At 45.1% G+C, this 21,398-nt stretch carries 18 protein-coding genes; 6 read left to right on the forward strand and 12 right to left on the reverse strand.

The window, feature by feature from the left end:
- Positions 1–2: 2 nt before the first annotated feature.
- The 9 genes from A3860_RS39415 to A3860_RS39455 form a co-directional block, all read right to left on the reverse strand.
- Complete coding sequence (locus tag A3860_RS39415; RefSeq protein ID WP_081156277.1) at positions 3–1,145, reverse strand: TlpA disulfide reductase family protein; 1,143 nt, start codon at positions 1,143–1,145, stop codon at positions 3–5.
- Positions 1,146–1,174: 29 nt separating this feature from the next.
- The gene (locus tag A3860_RS39420) at positions 1,175–2,614 is read right to left on the reverse strand and encodes a RagB/SusD family nutrient uptake outer membrane protein (protein ID WP_081156087.1); all 1,440 of its coding nucleotides are present in this window, start codon (positions 2,612–2,614) and stop codon (positions 1,175–1,177) included.
- Positions 2,615–2,633: 19 nt separating this feature from the next.
- Complete coding sequence (locus tag A3860_RS39425; RefSeq protein ID WP_081156088.1) at positions 2,634–6,002, reverse strand: SusC/RagA family TonB-linked outer membrane protein; 3,369 nt, start codon at positions 6,000–6,002, stop codon at positions 2,634–2,636.
- 260 nt (positions 6,003–6,262) lie between these two features.
- Positions 6,263–7,471, reverse strand: a complete 1,209-nt coding sequence (locus A3860_RS39430; protein ID WP_081156089.1) for a FecR family protein — start codon at positions 7,469–7,471, stop codon at positions 6,263–6,265.
- A gap of 93 nt (positions 7,472–7,564) precedes the next feature.
- The gene (locus A3860_RS39435; protein WP_081156090.1) at positions 7,565–8,155 is read right to left on the reverse strand and encodes an RNA polymerase sigma factor; all 591 of its coding nucleotides are present in this window, start codon (positions 8,153–8,155) and stop codon (positions 7,565–7,567) included.
- 139 nt (positions 8,156–8,294) lie between these two features.
- Positions 8,295–8,618, reverse strand: coding sequence for an ABC transporter permease (locus tag A3860_RS39440; RefSeq protein WP_158085501.1), 324 nt, complete (start codon positions 8,616–8,618; stop codon positions 8,295–8,297).
- 220 nt (positions 8,619–8,838) lie between these two features.
- Positions 8,839–9,666 (reverse strand): formylglycine-generating enzyme family protein, encoded by an 828-nt coding sequence (locus A3860_RS39445; RefSeq protein WP_081156092.1) that lies wholly within the window; start codon positions 9,664–9,666, stop codon positions 8,839–8,841.
- Positions 9,647–10,441: a hypothetical protein gene (locus A3860_RS39450; protein WP_081156093.1), complete on the reverse strand. Its 795-nt coding sequence runs from the start codon at positions 10,439–10,441 to the stop codon at positions 9,647–9,649. Before A3860_RS39450 ends, A3860_RS39445 begins: the two co-directional genes overlap by 20 nt.
- A gap of 59 nt (positions 10,442–10,500) precedes the next feature.
- Positions 10,501–11,319: a hypothetical protein gene (locus A3860_RS39455; protein ID WP_081156094.1), complete on the reverse strand. Its 819-nt coding sequence runs from the start codon at positions 11,317–11,319 to the stop codon at positions 10,501–10,503.
- A gap of 179 nt (positions 11,320–11,498) precedes the next feature.
- Here A3860_RS39455 and A3860_RS39460 point away from each other — a divergent pair, with 179 nt between their 5' ends.
- A complete protein-coding gene (locus A3860_RS39460; RefSeq protein ID WP_081156095.1) occupies positions 11,499–12,239 on the forward strand; it encodes a histidine kinase dimerization/phospho-acceptor domain-containing protein in 741 nt (246 codons plus the stop codon).
- A 24-nt stretch (positions 12,240–12,263) separates the two neighbouring features.
- Here the strand turns inward: A3860_RS39460 and A3860_RS39465 are convergent, their stop codons facing one another.
- The 3 genes from A3860_RS39465 to A3860_RS39475 form a co-directional block, all read right to left on the reverse strand.
- Positions 12,264–15,899, reverse strand: a complete 3,636-nt coding sequence (locus tag A3860_RS39465) for a P-loop NTPase fold protein (RefSeq protein WP_081156096.1) — start codon at positions 15,897–15,899, stop codon at positions 12,264–12,266.
- A 149-nt stretch (positions 15,900–16,048) separates the two neighbouring features.
- Positions 16,049–17,056: an alpha/beta fold hydrolase gene (locus A3860_RS39470; protein ID WP_081156097.1), complete on the reverse strand. Its 1,008-nt coding sequence runs from the start codon at positions 17,054–17,056 to the stop codon at positions 16,049–16,051.
- A 14-nt stretch (positions 17,057–17,070) separates the two neighbouring features.
- On the reverse strand, positions 17,071–17,463 hold the full coding sequence (locus tag A3860_RS39475) for a DoxX family protein (protein ID WP_081156098.1): 393 nt from the start codon (positions 17,461–17,463) through the stop codon (positions 17,071–17,073).
- 357 nt (positions 17,464–17,820) lie between these two features.
- Between A3860_RS39475 and A3860_RS39480 the strand changes: the two genes are divergently transcribed.
- From A3860_RS39480 to A3860_RS39500, 5 genes are all read left to right on the forward strand, one after another.
- Complete coding sequence (locus A3860_RS39480; protein ID WP_081156099.1) at positions 17,821–18,012, forward strand: hypothetical protein; 192 nt, start codon at positions 17,821–17,823, stop codon at positions 18,010–18,012.
- 128 nt (positions 18,013–18,140) lie between these two features.
- Positions 18,141–18,731: an O-methyltransferase gene (locus tag A3860_RS39485; RefSeq protein WP_081156100.1), complete on the forward strand. Its 591-nt coding sequence runs from the start codon at positions 18,141–18,143 to the stop codon at positions 18,729–18,731.
- 40 nt (positions 18,732–18,771) lie between these two features.
- Positions 18,772–19,542 (forward strand): helix-turn-helix domain-containing protein, encoded by a 771-nt coding sequence (locus tag A3860_RS39490; RefSeq protein WP_081156101.1) that lies wholly within the window; start codon positions 18,772–18,774, stop codon positions 19,540–19,542.
- Between the two features lie 75 nt (positions 19,543–19,617).
- A complete protein-coding gene (locus A3860_RS39495) occupies positions 19,618–20,043 on the forward strand; it encodes a VOC family protein (RefSeq protein ID WP_081156102.1) in 426 nt (141 codons plus the stop codon).
- Positions 20,044–20,198: 155 nt separating this feature from the next.
- Complete coding sequence (locus A3860_RS39500; protein ID WP_081156103.1) at positions 20,199–21,365, forward strand: glycoside hydrolase family 76 protein; 1,167 nt, start codon at positions 20,199–20,201, stop codon at positions 21,363–21,365.
- Positions 21,366–21,398 lie beyond the last annotated feature (33 nt).

Here is a 21,398-nt window from a genome sequence, read left to right on the forward strand (position 1 = left end):
GGTTACTGTTTTACGGCAAACAGTTCTTCCAGTTTGGCATCGAGGTCTTCACCACGCAGATTTTTACCAATGATCTTACCCGTGGGATCAATCAAAAAGTTCTGCGGTATTGACCTGATCAGGTATTTTTTGGCTACCGCATTATCCCAGAATTGCAGGTCCGATACCTGCGTCCATTCCAGGCTATCCTTTTTGATGGCTGCCACCCATGCATCTTTTTTATTGGGCTGGTCGAGCGAAACGCCTAAAACAGTGAAATTTTTATCCTTGTATTTATTATAGGCCATCACCACATTGGGGTTTTCTTTACGGCAGGGGCCGCACCACGAAGCCCAGAAATCGAGCAATACATATTTGCCTTTGAAATCGGATAATTTCACCGGCTTGTCATTCACATCATTCTGGGTAAAATCAGGCGCCATGGCCCCAATGGCGAGCGCCTTTTGCGCCTCTATATCATTCGCCAGTTTTTGACCCCGTTTAGTGGCCTGTACTTTGGCAGAAAGACTTTTGAAAAGCGGTGCTGCTTTTTCATGATCATTATTTTCACTGGTAACTTCCAACAACGCATCGAGGCTTATATATGAATCAGGATGTTGTTGAATGTAGGCATACTTTTGTTTTTCCCTTTCTTCCATGGTTTGGCCGGCTACACTCATAAGGCCATCCCTGAATGCGGCATCATTCTTTTTTTCGGCAGGCGCCGCTAAATAAAGGGCATCCAGCGAATCAATGATCTTCTGCGCCGGGGTTAACACCTTCGCCTTGTACAGCACGTATTCCTTATTAATGGCGCCGCCGGTGAGCGTGGCCTGTTTCACATTATCGGTACCGGTAAATTCCATCTTTCCTTTTTCGAGGTATACACCCGTTAAATCGGCCGTTCTGTTCATTTGCGGCCCCGCGCCCGTATGATCGAGTACCAGGTAGGCTTTAACAGGTTCTGTAATGTTGCCTTTAAACGACCAGATGCCATCTTTACCAACTGCAGAATCCATTATTCGCTTTTCATCCTGTTGGTAAATCAGGTAAGCCTTCCAGTCATTTTTTAGCTTTGACAATTTTACCGTTACACTAAATGGAGTACTTTGTGCGGTGGCCAGTAAAGGGAGCAGTGCCATCGCCACGATCATGTTCTTTTTCAATGAAGTTTTTGTTTTTAATTTTAACAATATTAATAACCGGGATTAGGTGTTAAATTGGTATTTAATATAATATCGTCGGGATTAATTGGCCACAGTGACATATAGCTCTTCCAGGTAGTTCCTTTCTGTTGCGCCGCCACTGTCATTACTGCATCAATGGTGCCGGTCCTTTTCAGATCAAAAAAACGGTTCCCACATTCTGTGAACAATTCCACCCTTCTTTCGGCAGTAACAGCGCTGATGAGCTCATCACGGGTACCGGCAGTTGTTGCCGGCAGTCCGGCCCTTGTTCTTATCATATTCAGATCGACCTGGGCACCCCCGGTATTCTCCTGCCGGGCACGCGCTTCGGCCCGTATCAGGTACATTTCGGCCAGTCGCAATAATACCGTTTTTTCGGCGCCACCAGTAGCAGATTTATATTTATTAGGGAAATAATAAGTGATGGACGGCGTTGTGGCAGATGCTGCAACGGTTGTTGACCGTACCCAGTTGGTAAATCGCTGGTCATTTGTCTCAAATGCATTGGGGAGTGCAGGGTTCATGGCTACCAGCGTCCAGGCAGAAAGGTCCTCGGGCGGCGTTATAGTGGCCGGCATGGCATTGTTGTACATACTGTATTCGTACGTTTTTTCATCATTATTTGTTGCCAGCGCCCAAATGGTTTCTTTACTTTCTGTTAAAAATGTTTGATCCGGGGCTTCCAGTTTATAGGCTCCATTATTAATAAGCGCAGCGGCATGTACTTCGGCACTGTCCCACTTCCCGGCAAATAAAAAGGCCTTGGCCAGCAACGCAGTAGCTACCGCCCGGTTGGGCCTTACCCGGTAAGTGGACGTGGTACCAAAACCATCTTTATAATCAGAGCTCAATAAGCTTTTTGCCATCCGGCAATCTGCAATGATCTGATCGTACACCTGGCTTTGCGGCGCCCGGCTCAGTTTGCTGTTCACGGTAAAATCACTCGTGAGCGCCAGTGGTACATCACCATAAATATTCACCAGGTTAAAATACAGGAAGGCCCTTAAAAAATAACACTCGCCCAACCATTGGTCTTTGTAATACAAATAGGCCGGTGTGCTTTTAATGCCTTCAATGTTGGCATTAACCACATAGATCTTGTTGTACAGATCGCTCCAGTACCCGGTATTTTTTGTAGTAAGTGCATCATTATAATATACCTGATTGGTAACGCTACTGGTAGCCACCGGTTTCAGTTCGTCGGTAAACAACCCCATCAGGTTTCCCAGGTTTGACGAACTGCCTCCTGAAAAAGGACCGGATCCGTTCAGGCTGAAATAACTGCCCGTTACAATGGCAGAGATGGAATTGTCAGAAACAAAAGCATCATCACCGGCAATGGTGCCAGCGGGCAATTGTGTATTGTTGAGGTACTTTTCGCACCCGGATATCAGTGATACCGACAATACCAATATGGTAAGCGTATGAGATATAATTTTCAATTGCATGGTATTATTTTTTCAGGCTTTATAATGATACATTGATGCCGGCGGTGAATACCCGCATAGGCGGAATGGTGGCTGCGTCGAGGTTTTCGGGATCGAGCCCGCCATACTTTGAAACAGTAAGCAGGTTTTGCCCCTGCAGGTATACCGACATATCCTTTATGTGCAGCCTTTTAAGATAACCGGGTTTCAGGGCATATCGTATGCTTACATTCTGCAACCGGGCATATGTTGCATTGCTGTAAGCGCCGGTACTTTCCTGAAACAACATATGCCGCGCCCATTGGCTGAACAGCTCGGTACTTACCCGGGGCATATCGGTTATATCGCCCGGCTTTTGCCAGCGGTTCAACCATTGGGTTCCGCCATTGAGGCCTATATAGCCAATAGGATATCCTGTTTGTGCCAGGAAGTTCTTCCCTACCCGGCTGGTGTAAGCGATCGAAAAATCGAATGATAATTGTTTATAAGAAAATGAGTTCTGCACCCCGCCATAGTATTTCGGCGCCAGGTCAAGGAATTCGGTTTTGTCGTCGTTGGTAAGGCCGCCCACGAAATCATCCTTTTTTCCACTGGCGTCGGTAAAACTGTAATAACCGGTTTGCGGATTAATGCCTTCGTATTTGTACAACAGCACGCCGGTCACCGGTTTATTAATGATATACGCTTTATCAAGCACCTTGTGTTCGGGTAGCCTTATGAGCTTACTGCGCGGGATAGAAATATTGACGCGGGTTGACCAGTTGAAATCCCGGGTTTTAACGTTGGTAGTATTTAACGCCAACTCCCAGCCGCTTGTTCTGATGCGCGCAGCTGAATTAATAGGATAGCCGCTAAAGCCGGTCACTGTAGGAAGCGACATACTGATCAACTGGTTACTGGCTATATTCCGGTAAAAATTTCCTTCCACATAAATGCGGCCGTTCAAAAAGCCCAGCTCCAGCCCGATCTCGGAGTTCTTATTTTTTTCCCAGCTCAGGTTTGGATTGGTGAGCGAAGAAGTGGTGAGCCCGTTTTTTCCCTGGTACGACCCATTTATAATACTATAGGTTCGCAAATAGGAAAGATCGCCAACCGCATCGCCGCCTACCACACCGGTGCTGGCCCTTAATTTACCGTAACTTAAAAATGGGAGATTATCCTTTATCAATTTTTCTTCACTGAAGATCCAGGCCAGGGCCACCGAACCAAAATTGCCGAACTTCTTTCCCGAGCCAAACTTTGTACTGCCATCTCTTCTGGCATTCAGGTTGATGATATATTTCTGGTCCCACGAAAATTTTGCCACTGCATGAAATCCCAGCGCCCGGTAGGGTGTTTCGGTATACTCAGCTGTAACGGTGGCGCCGGCTGAAGGATTACTGAGCAATGCATCGGAAGCAAAACCCACCCCATGGATCATATCGGTATACTTTAATTGATTGTCGAGTATGCCCCCGGTCTTCAGGTCCAGGTCGCCCCTGCCTCCCACCTTGATGTTATACTCTGCATAAGGCGAAAAAGTGACCGTGCGCACATCATAATGATGGAATTCACTATGGGATTCTGCAGCGGCGTTGACGTAGGTAGGCGCTTTTGTAGTGGTTGGATAGCCCATAAACTCCTTGCTGAAAATTTCGCTGTAAGCGATAATGGAACGAAGCGTGAGGTGTTGCACCGGTTTGTACGACATGGTAAAATTGGCCAGCAGGTTATTGGTGATATTTTTATAGGTCCTGTTTATATCATCTGCCAGGTCATTGCTTCCTGTTTCCCAGTTAATGCTGCCATCGGGCGAAAACAGGGCCGGTGCGTTGGGCGCGGCATAAATAATGCTTGAAGAAAAATCGGTAGGCACCATATTATTCACAGCCGAGAGATAACTGCCCGAGATCGAAAAGCTGAGCTTATTGTCGGCTGAGTTGGTATTCAGCGAGAACCGGATGGAACCATTTCTCGATTTTCCTTTGTGCCGTTGAATATTGCCATTGTCCTTAAAGCTTGCATTGATGAGGTAGCTGGCATATTTGGTACCCCCCATATAATTGACGCTGGCATTGGTGGTTTGCGCACGGCCACCCAGCAGGTCTTTTTTATAATCGTTGTACTTACTTTCGGGCCAGGTGCCATTCAGATCTTTATCAGCAGCAGTAACCGTGAGCCCATCATTTTTTATGGCTTCCCGGCGAATGGTGAGGTATTGTTCTGTGTTCATCAGCTTTACCGTTGAGCCCAGCACCGACGTACCGGTATATACATTGGCGCTTAACGACGAAGCTTCGCCCAGCCTGGCTTTTTTGGTAGTGATCAGTATTACGCCATAAGCGCCGCTTGAACCGTATAAAGCCGTAGCGTCTGCATCTTTTAAGATATTAATGCTTTCAATATCCTGCGGATTTATAAAATTCAACCCGCTGCCACCCTGCAAAAAACCAACGGTGCCATAGCTGCTTGTCGACATAGGCAAGGTACCGCCGGGATATCTTACGCCATCCACCACAATCAATGGTTGCGGCGCCCCGGCCTGAAAATTAGCGGCCCCGCGCAACCGCAAATTGAAGGCGCCATCGGGTTGCCCCGTTACCTGCTGTACAAATAATCCAGGCGCATGCCCCTGTACGGCTTCCAGTACATTATTAACCGGGTTCTTTTCAATATCTTTTGCAGTGATGGTAGTAACATCGCCGGTATTCATGCGCTTGGTGGTGGTGCCATAAGCAATTACCTGAACCTGGTTCAATTCGTTGTTGCTTACAGTAAGTGAAAAGGAAACCGCCTTTTGGGCGATCATCCCAGCTGTTATACTGATCTCGCGGGTATCGTACCCTATATACGAGATCACCATCAGGTCGCCTTCACCGGCTTTTATGGTAAAAGCGCCTTTGGCATTGGTGCTGGTTGAATACGCCGTTCCTTTAATTACAATAGAAGCGCCCCGCAACGGGCGGCCTTCTGTATCTTTTATTATTCCCGTAACAGAATCGGCAGGCGGTGGTGAGCTGGCTACCTGTTTAGGTGCAGGTGTTGCCGGCAAAGGCTGATGGAAGATGAATACAGTGGTATTCTTGATAGAAAAATCGAGTTGCTGATTGTTGAGCACGCGGGCCAGGAAGGCTTCCAGCACCATATTGGTTACACTAATGCTCAACGGTTTTGTTTTGTCGATAAGATCGCTGTTATAAATAAACGTATAACCGGTTTGTTTTTTTACGGCATGGAATACCTCCTGCAGCATTACATTTTTACCGGTATAGGTTACGGTTTGTGATCGCACGCCGGCCGATACATGCAGGGCTGTTGCGGTCAGTAAAAGAATAGTTAGTTTCATAGCTAACAGTGTTTTGGTGCTGAGCCTTCGGCGGGTGCACCCGCCTTCGCCAGGGCTACGGCGGGTAACAGCAGTTTTTTGCATACTTTTGTTTTGTTTGGGTTAATGAAGCAGTCTGTCAGGACTATTAGTTTCTGAAATTCAAACACCGGCCAGGAGTGTTCGTTGCACTACTGGCTTTTGTTTAAACAGCTTTATGTGAAAACCTTACGGTTTATTATTTACTTCTGTAATAATCAGGATAGGTATAGTGCAGGTGATCTCTTTAGGGCATAGCATGCCCACCCTGCCTGTAGCTCAGGTCTTCATCTGGCCAGCAAAAATTCATTCATTGATTGAAAGGGCTATGGGGCAATGATCAGCTTTTTTCCTTCGATCCTGAATTGAACGCCCATTTTATCAAATCCCTCCAATACCTGCGATAAATTCAGGTCCCTTTTCATTTCTCCGCCAAAATTTATAGTGGGTATTTCCTTTTCGTATATAACGTCAACATCGTACCAGCGCGACAACTGCCGCATCACTTCCGAAAAAGGCGTACGGTTGAAGAAGAAGGTGCCGTTCTTCCAGGCCATTACCTCTTCTGTCTGAACTGAGATGGGTTGGGATGGCTTGGATTTATGAGATACGGATGTTTGTTCGCCGGGTCTTAATATAACTGATGCAGCATCCCTCGTAACCTTTACCGACCCCTCCAGCAATGTTGTTTTAATATCCTTTTCATCATCGTACGCATTGATATTAAAATGGGTGCCCAGCACCTGAACTTCCATACCGTTCGCCATTACATGGAATGGCCTTTTGCTATCCTTTGCCACTTCAAAATATAATTCACCGGTTATTTTTACCTTTCTACTATCACCTGTAAACGCTGTAGGATAGGTTATAGACGAAGCTGCATTCAGCCATACGGTTGTTCCATCAGGTAATAATAATTTATACTGTCCGCCCCGGGGCGTGCTCAGGGTATGTTCTTCCACCACGGAAGAGCTGCCTGTATAATCAAGCTGATTATCCCGGTTAGTTACGTTGAAATCCTTCTGTTGTATAATATTTCTGTGGGAGCTGTCGAGCAGCACCTTTTCGCCACTGGCCAGGGTCAATATGGCCCGGTCGCTTCCCGGCAGGGCATCCTGTTGCTGGTTATTGGTGAGAACCGGCGCATCGGTTTTGTGCACGGGTTTACCCATTTTCCAAAGGGCTACCGATGCTACTGCGATCACGAGGATGGCCGCAGCCCAACCCCATACGAGGTACCGGCTTCGCGGGTGTTTTTGTATTGCGGGAGTAGCGGCTTCCACTTCGGCGTTTCCGGTGTGGGAAAATGCCATTGACCTGAACCGTTCCAATGCCCGTTGTTCATTCTCCTGATCGAGCCGCCCTTTCAGGTATGCTACCAGCTCTTTATCTTCTTTGAGTTGTTCCAGTATACCTGCTGCGTCCGCCGTTTCCCGGAGCCAGTTGTTTAACAACGCCTCTTCTTCCGGGGTTAACGGTTGCTGCTGATGAATTTTGTAAAGCACTCCCAGTATGGGTTCATTATTCGAACTCATAAATGTTGATATAACAATAATTTGTATTGTAACCACCGGTACCGCACGCCCACATCAGATAGTCAACCGGGACAGGCAATTCATCACAAAAAATTAATAAAAAAATAAGGAGACTATTATTCGCCAGCCTTTTTTTACCACCGAGGAGCGGATGGTTTCAATGGCGCGGGCCTTGTGGTTGCGGATATTATTAGGGGTGAGCTGCAGCCGTTCGGCAATTTCGTTGGTATCCAGTTCTTCCAGAAAGATCAGCCTTATTATTTCAGCCTGCCGGGGTGGCAGCGCCAGTAACTGCTGGTATATTTTATTAAAGATATCTTCCTGTATGAGGGCCTGTTCCACCTCATTTTCCGATAAAGGCGCCAGTTGCAACAGGTCGTTTTCCCGGCCCGCCTTCATTTTTTCCCGTTTATTATAATTATAACACCGGTTGCGCACCATTTGAAATAAATACGCCTGGGTGCTCAGGGGTGTTGCGCCCTTATCGCGCACATTGATCCAGAAGTTCATAAGCGCTTCCTGAGCGATGTCTTCTGCTTCTTCTTTATTTCCACCGGTTAGCTTATGGGCAAAAAAGCAAAGCCTGCTAAAATATTGCTGAAAAACAATTTCCATAGCAGTTTCATCACCGGTTGAGATCAGAGAAAGCAACTCCCGTTCATCATATGATTGGCGGTTGGTCAATTGCGGTTACAGTTAGTCTGCGATAAAAATACGGAAATGACGCAAATGACACTATTGAAACTTTCGGGGCGGCCTATTCGGTTCGCAAACTTTTCATCCCGCAGTTCGCGGGATCTCCGGATAAGCTTTAGCCCAAAAATCACTCATTTTTTAAAGCTACGACAGGGTTAGCAATGGCCGCTTTTATAGCCTGAAAGCTTACGGTAATGAATGCAATGGCGGCCGATGCAAAACCTGCTGCTACAAAAACCCACCACGAAATAGTTACCCGGTAGGTAAAAGCAGTTAGCCAGTTATGCATGAACCACCAGGCAACAGGCGTTGCAATGGCAAATGAAATAAGGACCAGTTTCAGGAAGTCTTTTGATAATAGCGTGGTGATATTTTGCACACTTGCGCCCAGTACTTTGCGAATACCAATTTCTTTCACCCGCGCATGCGCCATATAGGTAGTGAGTCCCACATGGTCTTTAAATAGTTTCTTATCATGTTAATGCGTTTGAAGGAGCTGAGGGTCCGGGCATACGGATGCCTCAGCCGTAAGGAGGGCTCAATGGGTGTGCCAATTCCTGAATCCCTTTACTGGTAAAGCGTTCGGCAATAAGAAGCTATAAGAACTGTCCGGAAATAAACAGCTCCTGCCCGGTCCCCCGGCCAAAATAAAAGGGCCGTTTTGAATGAGGTTATTTTTCAACCACCCTGAACCCCTGGTTGCTGAAAGAGGCATGAACATGTACCTGGCCAATGCTGTAAGAATTAAAGGCATGGCAGGCGCTGCTGCTGCACCACCAGCTGCCGCCGCGGGCATGGGCAATGGAAGGCCTTTCGGAAGGCGTTAATTTGCCGGTGCAGAACTCAAATACATTGCCATACATATCGTATAAGCCCCAGGCATTGGGTTTAAAATGCCCAACAGGCGAGGTGTACATGTACCCATCGCTGTAATCGGCTTTTTTGTGATCGTGGCCATGCCATACGTTGGCATATGTTTTTATGGATCTGTCGTCGTTGCCAAAGAAATAATTGGTGTGCGTGCCGGCGCGGCAGGCAATTTCCCATTCATCGAGTGTAGGCAACCGTACGCCGGCCCAGGTGCAATAGGCCTGCACATCGCGGTAACTGATGCAGGTAACGGGGTGGTTCATACGGTCGTTGATGCCGCCGCGGCTTACGCCATTGGGATACCGCCAGTAAGCCGTACTGTCGTTCTTCCACCTGAACTCATCGAGCCCCGGTTCAAACACCAGGGCATTGTGCTGTTTTTCTGCGTCTGTTATATAACCTGTGGCGGCAACAAATGCTGCAAACTCCCGGTTGGTGGTTTCGTAAATGGCAATGCGAAAACTATCCACGGTTACCTTCCGCAATGGATTTTGTGTGCTGGTGCTCTTCCCCACTTCGTAAATACCTTTTGGCACCACCACAAACTTTTTATGGTCCTGCGCCATGGCAGTTACTGCGCCCAGCAGCAGCACAAGCGCAAGCGCCTCCTTATTTCGCCTGTAGCCCATTGTAAAAATTAGTGGCCTGTTGAATTATAAGCGCTTCATTGGTATTATTGTATGTCAGGTGGGCGGAATATCTACCTGTCTTCAGATCGTACAATGTCCGGTAAAAAGCAGATTTCATGAACTCAGGGTAATTATTTTCTTTCATCAACAACATAAGTGCAGTCAGTATGTAATGATCCTTCTTCTCTTTGTTATAGATCCCTATAAGCAAAGGGATAAGCTCTTGGGAATTCATGATAACAATGGCTTTCTTGAAATTTTCCCCTACCGCCCTGTTCTTTTCTATTACTGACTTTATCAGTTGTTGCACCGAATCGCGGTTATCCTTAAAAAAATTATATTGACGTGAACTCCAGCTGAATTCCCCGAAGATATGTGGCAATTGTCCGTATATCCGGTTCGCTTCATCAGTTCTTGTGGGTAGTATAGAGCAATTCTGGCTGTAGCTTTCCGGGTGTATCATGTGATAGGTGAATTTTTCGTTAAATGAAAGCGAGTCATACACCTTCGCATCAAGCTGAGTTGCTACAATAAATTTGTCGGTAGATTCCGATTCCATCTTTGCTATCAGTGCTTTCAACCTATCAAGACCGTAAGGGGGTTCCATTATACTTTTATCTATAAATGGTATTAGCTTAAAAACATACTCTTCATCAGGGTTTGTTGCTTTTGAAGCAGTATCCTTTTTATGGGATGCATTTTGTGATCTTGCATCGGGTGCGGCACAGGCAAAAAGCGCCAGCATAAGGCCCAGGAATAAATAAAAAGGTTTCATAACGGTAAAATACTGATTTTATACAGGCACTACAAACGATATAAAGGATAAGAAAACGGTTATTTCGCCTGTAGCCCATTGTAAAAATTAGTGGCGCGTTGAATAATGAGGGCTTCATTCGCTTTATTATAAACGAGGTAAGCTCCATATTCATTTTCATATTGTTCATCCTTAAAGTCATACAATTTTTTGTATGAAGTGGAACTCATGAATTCGGGATACTTATTTTCTTTCATCAACAACATCAGTACTGTCAATACATAATGATCCTTCTTTTCTTTGTTATAGAATTCGATCAAATAAGGGATCAGTTCTTTGGCATTCATTTCAACGATGGCTTCCCTGAAATTTCCGCCAATTTTTTTGTTGATCTGGATCAGGGGTTTCATCAGTTGTTCTACCGCATCGCGGTTCTCGGTAAAAAATTTCAGTTGCCGTTCGCTCCAGCTAAAATCCCCGAAAATATGGGGCAAATGTCCGTAAATGCGGTTCGCTTCATCCGTTCTTACGGGCAGGATAGCGCAGTTCTGGCTGTAGCTCTCTGCATGGATCATGTGATAGGTGAATTTTTCATTGAACGACAGCCCGACATACAGGTTTGCGTCGAGCGCTTTGGTTCCCATCTCCCCACCATCGGGGTCATCTACAAATTTAATTTTATCAATCAGGGCTTTTACGGTATCGAGGCCATAAGGCGGCACCGTTAAGTCATCTTCAGGATACGGGGTTAGTGAATCAACAGGCTCTTCCGAGGTGTTAGCTACGGTTGAAGCATTAGTATCTTTAATCAGCACATCCTGCTTTTTGGTTTTTGTACCGGGTGACGAACAGGCAAAAAGCCCCAGGATAAAGGCCAGGGATAAACAGATCGTTTTCATGGCCGTAAAATACTGCTTTTATGGAGATTACAAAATGGTGCCCGCATTAACAGGATGCAATATCACGAAAAGCATTCCCATAAATCTTAGTTAAATCCCCGTTCCTGCCTGCTTTATGCCATGCCAGGGAATATCTTAATCTTAATTTAGTATCGGGTTGCTGTTTAAATCCTTGGCTCATGGGGAGAAGATCTACAAAACTCAAAATTGCTTTCTTTAGTGTATTGCTGACTGGCTTTGTTGTCATTCAATACAGTTATGTAATTTCCCTGCGAAAAGATAAATTGGAGCGATTCAAATCGCGGGTTATAAGCTGTATGGCAAGAACCGGTGAAAAGATCGCTTCCAACAATTCGAAAGATGTTTTAACAAACAGCGAGCTTGCCTTCCTGCTTCAACAATCGTTTTCCGCCAAGGGATTGGGCGATCTACAATTTGAATATTCTTTCGGTTCGGGCAATAAACAGCTTGCTTCGCGTGACTTTAATGAAAAACTAAAAGCCAACCCGGCTAATCTTGTTCTGTGTTATGAATTGCCTCCTTTTGGCCGGCAGGAAATTGCGGCTCCTCCTTTAACGCTGGTAGTACCTTACTGGAAGAAAATTGCTTTGAAAGAACTGGGTTGGGTCATTGCAGCAGCCGTGTTTTTTACCTTAATGCTGGCAGCAATATTTTGGGTGGCCATTATCCTGGGCGACCGGCGGCAACAATTGTTTTATGATAACCGGGAGAAGATCATACAATATTTGATGCAACAACTGGAAACCCCACTCAGCACCATGTCTGTTGCGGCCGAAGCCCTGCGCAACAAAACTGTCATGCACGACCCCGGCCAAACCAGCTACTATCAACAGGTGATCAACGAAGAAAACAAACGCATGCGGGAACAGGTAGAAAAACTGCTGCGGGAGTTGATGTAGCTTGTAAAGTGATATCTTAAAGTACTACATGCTACTTTTCATATCATATAAATTCGATCCCCCTCCCTCAAGTGTCTTATATTGCATTTTAGCATTAAACGTAAAAAAGTCATAGGAAAAACGGGCAACTTTGGGAACCCATTTTTTCACTACCTCGGCATTACCCGGAAAACTTTGAACACTTATTATTTGATTTATATGTGGAGCCAGCCTTTCTGATTTCTCATCTAACAGCCTGATCAGGGTTTTTCTTTCGAACGCTTTGGCTATATTTTTCTGTTGTTCTGCATTAATTAAAAATATCGTAAATATTTCCCCGCACTGTGCAGGAAATCCGATCAACAAGGCTAATAAGAACATGGGCAATTGGAATTCCCCTGCTATTTCTGCAGTACCTTCAAATGTTGATAATTCTTCAGCTGGTACCCCTGCTTTTAGCAGGCGGTAAATATTTGTGAACCGTTTGGCAGAACGTGGCGATGTAATGAAAGGGAAAAGTTCTGCAGCAAACTTTGTCTCCCATTCTTTAATGCGCAGCGCTTCTTCTATAAGCTCATATTCCTCTTCTTTATCAACTTTGGTTTGCTTGCCTGCCAGGGTATCAATTTGTGTATTGGCATCCGACACATTACCTGACCCAATTATATTTTGTATTCCAGCATCTGGTCTGTTATTGCCTTGGCTGTCTGAACCCGGCGAATTGGGGTTTGTCGCTTGTCTCGTTTCCTGCGGCTCTTGTATCTGCTGGTTTGTACTGATCTCGGGTGACAACAAAGCATTCATCATAATATTAAATCCCTCTTCATTCATAGGTTCAAGGCCAAAGGGCACCTGGAATATCTTTTCCAAAAAATCATGTGGGGTTCCCATAAACAATTCACTATTTACCTTTCCATTATTTTCTTTTTCAAATGTAAGGTAGGATGCCTCAAGAGATCTTATAAGCCACTTAGGATCTACACCCACTACCACTACAAATAAGGGATAAGCCAGCAACAAGTGCACAGCCTGCAAAACTTCCAATACTTTGTTAGGAGGACAACGATCAAGGTCGTCAATATAGAGTATGATCCGATCTACCTGTTTGTATTCTAGATGGGGAATGGTAGCTTTAGAATTCATTTTTTCCTGCAGCAATCTGAAATCTTCCCGGATTGTCGATATGATGCCAAGATGTTTCAGATAATCTACTGAACCACATCGATCCTTTAAAAAAGTTGACAAGCTCCGCTCTTCGTAAAATGACCGCAGTTTTTCTTCCAGGGCAACTATACCGGAATTTGCCTGTTCAATTGTTCTTTTTTTCTCAGCAATATCCTTCTGCAGCGTATCAATATCTACCTTCAATTCATTTTCCCGCTCTGTGGCAACTTCTTTTTTCCTTTCGATCACCTCCTCGACGCTTTTTTTGGAAGCTTCAATGGTCTTGATCCCTGCTTTCACTTTATTCAGTCCATTTTTCAGAATAACAGCTATTCCACTAACAACAGTTGTAATTCCTGCCAGGAAAGCAGTAACTGCCGCCAGGGCATGTGTAAGCCAATCTTTAAGAACCCAGCCCAGCATGGGTATTCCAACGAGCAACAATACGAGTAAAACAATGATAACCGTTCTATTAGGGGAATTTATAACAGATAGGAACAGATTATTGATGGTTCCTCTTACAGTTTTTGCATCCTGCAATATGTTATCGAGATCATGAATACTTTTTCGCGTAGCAGGCAGCCCTATTTCTTTTATAGATTGAGCCAGTTTTTCGTTTTGCTCTTTATCAAGCATTTCTTCAATATCATTCAGATTTATTTCTTTCAGTTCCACAATCCTTGTAAGACGCTGGTGCTCTAATCTTTTAAGCTCAGTTTCCTTTTCTTCCAACTGAGAAATCTGTATTTGTTTCAGGTCTTCAATATCCTGCTGTTCCTTCTTTTTATTATCAATCTGCTTTTGTAAATTCTCTACCTGTTCTTTTTCAGACATGTGTGGTATTACAAAGCCTGCCAATGTTTTGAAAATATTATGTGCCAAACTGGCCAGCAGGTTCGTATCCAGGTAATGCCAGGCATTGAATTCCACTTCTACTATCTTGGTATGAAAAGGTGACAGAGGGTCTTCATTGTATATTTTTTTAACAGTTTTAACCTCTTCCCTCAACGCATGCATAAAGAAACTTTTTCCGGAACCCCATTTACCAAATAAGCCAATTGCCAGCGGTGGATTAATATCTTTAGCAAGCATTACAGCTGACAGGTTCTTTACATCATTGGTAATATTAAGATAATCTTTTTTAGGATCAATTGAATCAGAAGCATATCCTGCAATAGCCGAAACCGGAGATACTTTTCGTGTGCGGTAATTTCTTAGTATACGTTTTAGACCATTCGCTGATAACCTGAATTCGTTGTTGCTACGTGCTGCATTGAGCGCCTGATCCACTTCAATATCAGGCAGCACAAATAACACCCAGGCAAGCCGGTACATAGTGCCCGCATCTGAAAAGTTGACTACACCGATTAATCGATCTACAAAACCATTAATAGTAATAAGTTCTGTTATATAAGGCACAGCTGCTTTCGCCATTTCCGGATTGGTCAACGCATTTAACGCGTCATAAGCCAGTGGTTGAGCAGGCATTAATTCTCTAATAAGCCGTACTACACTTTTGGCAAGACGAGGCATAGGCACTATACGAAGAATGCGTAACACTTTCCATCGGGGAAGAAATTCATCCTGTTGTAAACATTCTGCGAAGTGTGATTCAATATTTTCTGACGATTGAATTGCTAAAACAAACATCATCATTAAAGAACCTGGAGACTCCTGAAATTTTAACTGATCGATCGCAGCTTGCAGGTAAGTTACTTTCTCCCTGTACAGACCCGCCAATAGCCAATACTGAATAGTTACATCTGGTTCGATGTCGGACATTAAATGCTCCAGCAGCATTTCTTTATTTTCCTTGCGTTCTGCACCTGTACAAATGAGCGCACTTAACATCCATGATCTGATAGAAATCATTTTATCCAATGGGCGAACATTTCGTCCCAATTCATTGGCTATTCCATGCCTGAACTTTGTTGTTATATCATTACGCAGCCGCACGGCGATACTCTCTTTGTCAACCTCACCCATACTACTAATCTGTTTCAATACCTCCGATCTTTGCTCATCGTTGCCATCCATAAGCGTTATGAATACCTGGTCAAATTTGGACACATGGTCATCCTGTTTCCCAGGCAAGCCAATTGCCTTTAACAGGTCACGGATAAACTGTTCTGATAGGCTGGTGAGATTTACATATCTGAAATCAGCAAACAGCCGATCTGCTTCTAAATAAGCATCTGCCTGCGGCTCACCGATAAGGACCGGAATAATTTCTTTTTTTGCATCCTGCGCCAGCTTTACCAAACGCAAATGATTTGGTCCCCATCCCAAGGTACCAAGGCAAACTATTATTTTTCTGGCCAGATGCATGTGATACTCTTCACCTTCTTCTATTTTCTGACCAAATTGCACATCTTTTCTCCAAAAGAAGGTAGTATAGCCTCGCTCTTCAAGAATATTGACAATCCTTTCTACATATTTAAATTCCTCTTCCTTATACAAAAAAAGAACATCCACTTGCCCTTTAGGCTGATCTGAAAGTATTGTTTCGCTTTGCATAGATGAAGGGGATAATTGAAGCTTCTTAAAATAGCTGGAAGTTATTAGGAATTAGGCGAATTGAACACCGTTTTTTCACCCTTTTTACCAATTGGAGAACAGGATCAGTTGCCAACATCTATCAGAATGTTTATTCGATTTTACATCGTTTATTTCGCCAATCCATCTGCTTCTACAATGGCATCGGCAAACGCTTTTGGTGCTTCCAGCGGTAGATCGTGACCAATGCCGCCAGTAATGGTATGATGCGCATACTTCCCGGTAAACTTTGCTTTATAAGCTGCAGGATCAGGATGCGGCGCCCCATTGGCATCGCCTTCCAACGTAACTGTTGGTACGGTAATAGCCGGTGCGCCCGCCAGCTTCTTCTCCAACTCATTGTACCGGGCTTCTCCTATAGCAAGGCCAAGCCGCCAACGGTAATTATGAATTACGATGGCCACATGATCGGGATTATCGAATGAAGCAGCTGCCTGTGTATAAGTAGCCTCATCAAAATGCCATTGAGGAGAAGCCGTTTGCCAGATCAGTTTGTTAAAGTCACGGCGGTTGGCTTCATATCCCTTTTGGCCGCGCTCAGTGGCAAAGTAAAACTGGTACCACCACGACTGTTCTGCTTTGGGCGATAAGGGCGCTTTGTTTGCCTGCTGACTGCCGATGAGGTAACCGCTCACCGACACCAGGGCCTTCACGCGTTGGGGCCATAAAGCCGCCACTATATCGGCCGTACGGGCGCCCCAGTCGAAACCGCCCAAAACGGCTTTATCAATCCTGAGGGCGTTCATGAATTCAATTACATCCATTGCCAGGGCAGCTTGTTGTCCGTTGCGCGGGGTGTTGGCATCTAGAAAACGGGTGGAACCATAGCCACGTAGGTAAGGCACCAGCACCCTGTACCCTTTAGCCGCCAGCAGCGTGGCCACTTCTGTATAACTGTGAATGTCATAAGGCCAGCCATGCAATAAAATAACGGGTTCACCGGTGGAAGGGCCCACTTCTGCGTACCCGATATCGAGTACACCTGCTTTTATTTGTTTGATGTTATCAAAGGAGGTGCTTTGCGCCTGTACGTTTTGGGTTCCGCTCAACAGCACTGCGAAAAGCAGTAAGGCGAGGGTGAATAACCGGCGGAGATCTATGATAGTATTCTGTTTCATATTATTATAGTTATTTAGTTTGTAGCAATCATTGTTTGTGCTGGATATAATTTCCGGAACATGCTATAGGTCACTGTTACCATCAGGAAAGCAATAATGGCATCGATGGTTGCCGCAAAGCCAAGCACGCTAAATTTGGAGAAGAAGGCAAACAGGATATCGAAAAATACGCCGGCAAAAACCCATTCTTTCAACCGGAGTAATTTGTTCGGGATCAACAACACTGCCACGCCCGATAATTTAGCTACGCCAAGTATATAAATGAAATGCGCCGGGTATCCTAATTGTAAAGTAATGTTCCATACAAGGGGGTTCTTTGTTAATTCGCAAATGCCGCTGGTGCCAAACCATAATGAGGTTAAAACGATGCCTGTCCAATAAATGATCTTTGCTGTTGTTGGTTTCATAAACTGATTGTTTTGTGTTATTTGATGACTCAAAGATGCAACGCATCAACCCGCTGGCGAAGGACATTGCCGCGAGTTAGGCGAATTAAGGGGCAGGTTAGACAAATCCAATAGTGAAACATTGCTACCGTTCAGTAACGCCCGTTTTTTGGGTCAACTGCTGTTTAAGCATTTTCCATTGAGACAGGAGAAGATGGCTTCTCACAGGAAACGCTCCAGGACTTAGTTTCAGCATTAAAAATAATTCGGGGAATATAATTATTATGACCAAAATCATGACCAAGCTCATTAAAATGATTGATTACCCTCATTTTTTTTGGCGCATTTACGAGCGAAATTAGTGTCAAATTAATCATTATGAGTCAGCTGGCATATTCCCGTAGGACAATTGTAAGAAAACAGGCAGCCCCTGTAATTCCTATTCATGTTGGCAAAAAAGTGGAAAGCACCAAACAACATGAAAATGGGTCAAAAGAAAGTGCCAAACATGATATTCCATTATTTTATAACAGGCCAATATTCAAAGCTAAAAAGCATGATCCGCTGTAATTAGTGCTGCGGATCTCGTATTAAGATCACCTTACATACGGGCCCTTTTTTGAACAAAAAATTGACATTCTCCGCTGTTATTCGGCCCTTTTTTTGTAATCTCGAAGTCAGGCAAATTACAACTAACAATGACTGAAGAGATCATCCAATCAATACCCTCTTTTTACTGGTCAATACAAAAAGAAACTACGGAAAGTGGTTTTACGATGGCTAGCGATATGCTCACCTGTTCTTTATTAAGAACATTGGCTGCCTGCAAACCGGCCGGCAAATTCCTGGAGCTGGGCACAGGTACCGGGCTTTCAACAGCGTGGATACTTGACGGTATGGACAGCCATTCAACCCTGACCTCGATCGACAATGACCAAACATTTTTGTCAATTGCCGGTAAATACCTGGCTCATGACCAACGGTTAAACCTCATTCATACCGATGGTGAGGAATGGGTAAGGAACAATGCAGACCAAAAATTCGATTATATTTTTGCCGACACCTGGCATGGTAAATACCTGTTGTTAGATGAGGTGCTGGAGATGCTGAATGTGGGAGCTCTGTACATTGTTGATGATATGTTACCACAACCAAACTGGCCCGAAGGGCATGCCGAAAAAGCAACCCGGTTCGTGCAATATCTCGAAAGCAGGATCGACCTGGTGCTAACAAAGCAACACTGGGCAACCGGCATCATCATTGCCGTAAAAAAACAGGGCGGCATGTAAAAAGAGTATCTTTGCGCATTCCTTAATAATACAGGGACCCATGAAAGTCAGCAACCTTTTACCAGGTGAAAAGATCAGCCAGTATGTTGAAAGGATACTGGTCATTGAGGAAGTGCTGGTCACCAATCCTTTCACGTTGCCGCTGTATGCCAATGGAGCCCCCACCCTTTTATTTCAAACGGCAAAAGGACTTATTAAGAACAATAGCAATAACCTCACCTTGTTCGGGCAAACCGTTTTTCCCGATACGCTTACCATTCGTGATAACTTTACGCTGATCGCTTATTTCTTCAAACCCTTCGCGTTGTATTCCCTGTTCGGTGTTTCGGCCCAGGAGCTCACCAACAGTCCCATCGACCTGAACTTATTGTCACCGGCCAAAACCCGGGCATTGCAGGAACAGTTGCTGAATGCCGGTACCACCGAAAAAATGATTGCCCTGCTCAATGAGTATGTGTTCAGCCTCATCACCAAAACCACTGTCGATTGCCAGCTTATAAGGTTCGCCACCCTTACCATTGTACAAAACGCATCCAAAGACGCGCTGTTGAAAGTGCAGCATGAACTGCATATTACCGAGCGCACTTTTCAGCGGCATTTTGAAAAGAACATCGGCGTGGCGCCCAACCTGTTCCGGCGTATTTCGCAATTCAATAATGCCTTTCAGCAATTGAACGGCAGGCAATTCAAAAAACTCAGCGACATCGCCTTTGCCAATGGCTATGCCGACCAAAGCCATTATATCAGGGCTTTTAAGGAATTCACCGGTATTACCCCAAAAGATTACCTGAAATTCGGCCAAAGCGAATAATGTCGGCTTTGTTCTATTCCAGCACTCCCCGGTGCCGTTTCTTTGTGGTATCAATCAAACAAAAAAACAAAGAACATGACTAATCAAATTTATCCCTGTTTGTGGTTCGATGGACAAGCGCAGGCTGCTGCTAAATTCTATTGCGCTGTATTTAAAAATTCGAAGATCACAGCCGACAACCAGATGGTGGTGACATTTGAACTGAACGGAAAGAAATTTATGGGTTTGAATGCGGGCCCGCAGTTTACATTCAATGAGGCTGTTTCTTTTGTTGTGGATTGCGAAACCCAGGAAGAGATCGATTACTATTGGGAAAAATTAACCGCGAACGGGGGCAGTGAAGGCCAGTGCGGCTGGTTAAAAGATCAGTTTGGCGTTAGCTGGCAAATTGTACCTGCTATTTTACCAAAGCTGTTAAGCGATCCGGCCAAAGCACAAAAGGTAATACAGGTGTACATGCAAATGAAAAAGTTTGATATTGAAAAACTTGAAAATGCCTGAGTAACGCAACTGCACGATATATAACAGGGAGATGCCATATGCATCTCCTTTTTTTATCCCTTTAATTTTCCCCACTGTCAGTATTTGCTATTCTTTTCCTGTCCTTACCAGTTGGCTGCCGCCAGTCGATCCTTAACACATATAAAACCAATCATATGAAAGTTTCACAACACCTCAAAGCGGGGATCATTCCCATACTAACACTCGCCTTATCGGCCTGTGGCAAAAAGGAATTGAACCAGACGCCGGATACTCTTTCCGCCAAAAACGGCAACAGAATAGCAGCCGTTGAAAGCAGTACACCACCCACAAAAGCAGAAGCCCTGCTGGCCATGCAGTGCTATAACAACGCATTCTACCAACAGTATGGCACATACGGGCCATCGTATAAAGCCTATTATTATTCTGATGTAACCCATACCGGCCGCATGGATTTCTGGCGGCAGGCCGAAGCCATAGAAACCCTCATTGACGCCTATACCGTCAATAACGATACCGACCTGCGCAATAAATTCGTATACCTGTACAACGGCATGCGCGATAACTGGGGCTTACTATGGTCATCGAACAGCTATAATGACGATGTGATCTGGGGCGCACTGATGTGCATACGGGCATTCAGGATCACCAATGACGGCGGCATGAAAGATATGGCAAAAAATAACTTCGACCTGGTATGGTCCCGGGCCTGGGATACCAACCTCGGTGGCGGGTTGTGGTGGACAACAGGCAAAACAACCAAGAACGCCTGTGTAAATGCCCCGGCTGCCATTTGCGCCATCTACCTGTACCAGGCAACCGGCGATGCCGGTTACCTCACCAAAGCCAAACAGCTGGTAGACTGGATGGTGAGTAAATTGTATGCAAGCGGTTCGGGCGCAGTAGCTGGCGCCATGAATGCAGCCGGCACCATCACCGAAGGCACCCGCACTTATACACAAGGTACTTTTATAGGCGCCTGCAACCTGTTGCACACGTATTACCCATCAAATAATTACCTCACTATGGCGGCTAAAGCCATGGATTATACGAAAAACAATATGTGCAATGCCGCCGGACTGCTTCCCGATGAATATGATACTGACGACTGCCAGGGCTTTAAAGCCATTTTTGCCCGCTGGGCCTGCCAGTTTGTACGCGACCGGGGTTATCAGGGCACCTATGCCAACTGGCTTAATTACAATGCACAACAAGCCTGGCAATACCGCAACAGCAGCGGCCTTATGTGGGGGCAATGGTGGCGCAGAACCCCCGACAGTTACGTGAATTCTTTTGAAACCACCTGTGGCGCGTCGATGATGAACGGGGTCTGGCTTTTTTAACCCCCGCCTATGATACTTACCGGCCATTCTTCG

The sequence above is a fragment of the Niastella vici genome, assembly GCF_002077945.1.
GTDB classification, from domain to species: Bacteria; Bacteroidota; Bacteroidia; order Chitinophagales; family Chitinophagaceae; genus Niastella; species Niastella vici.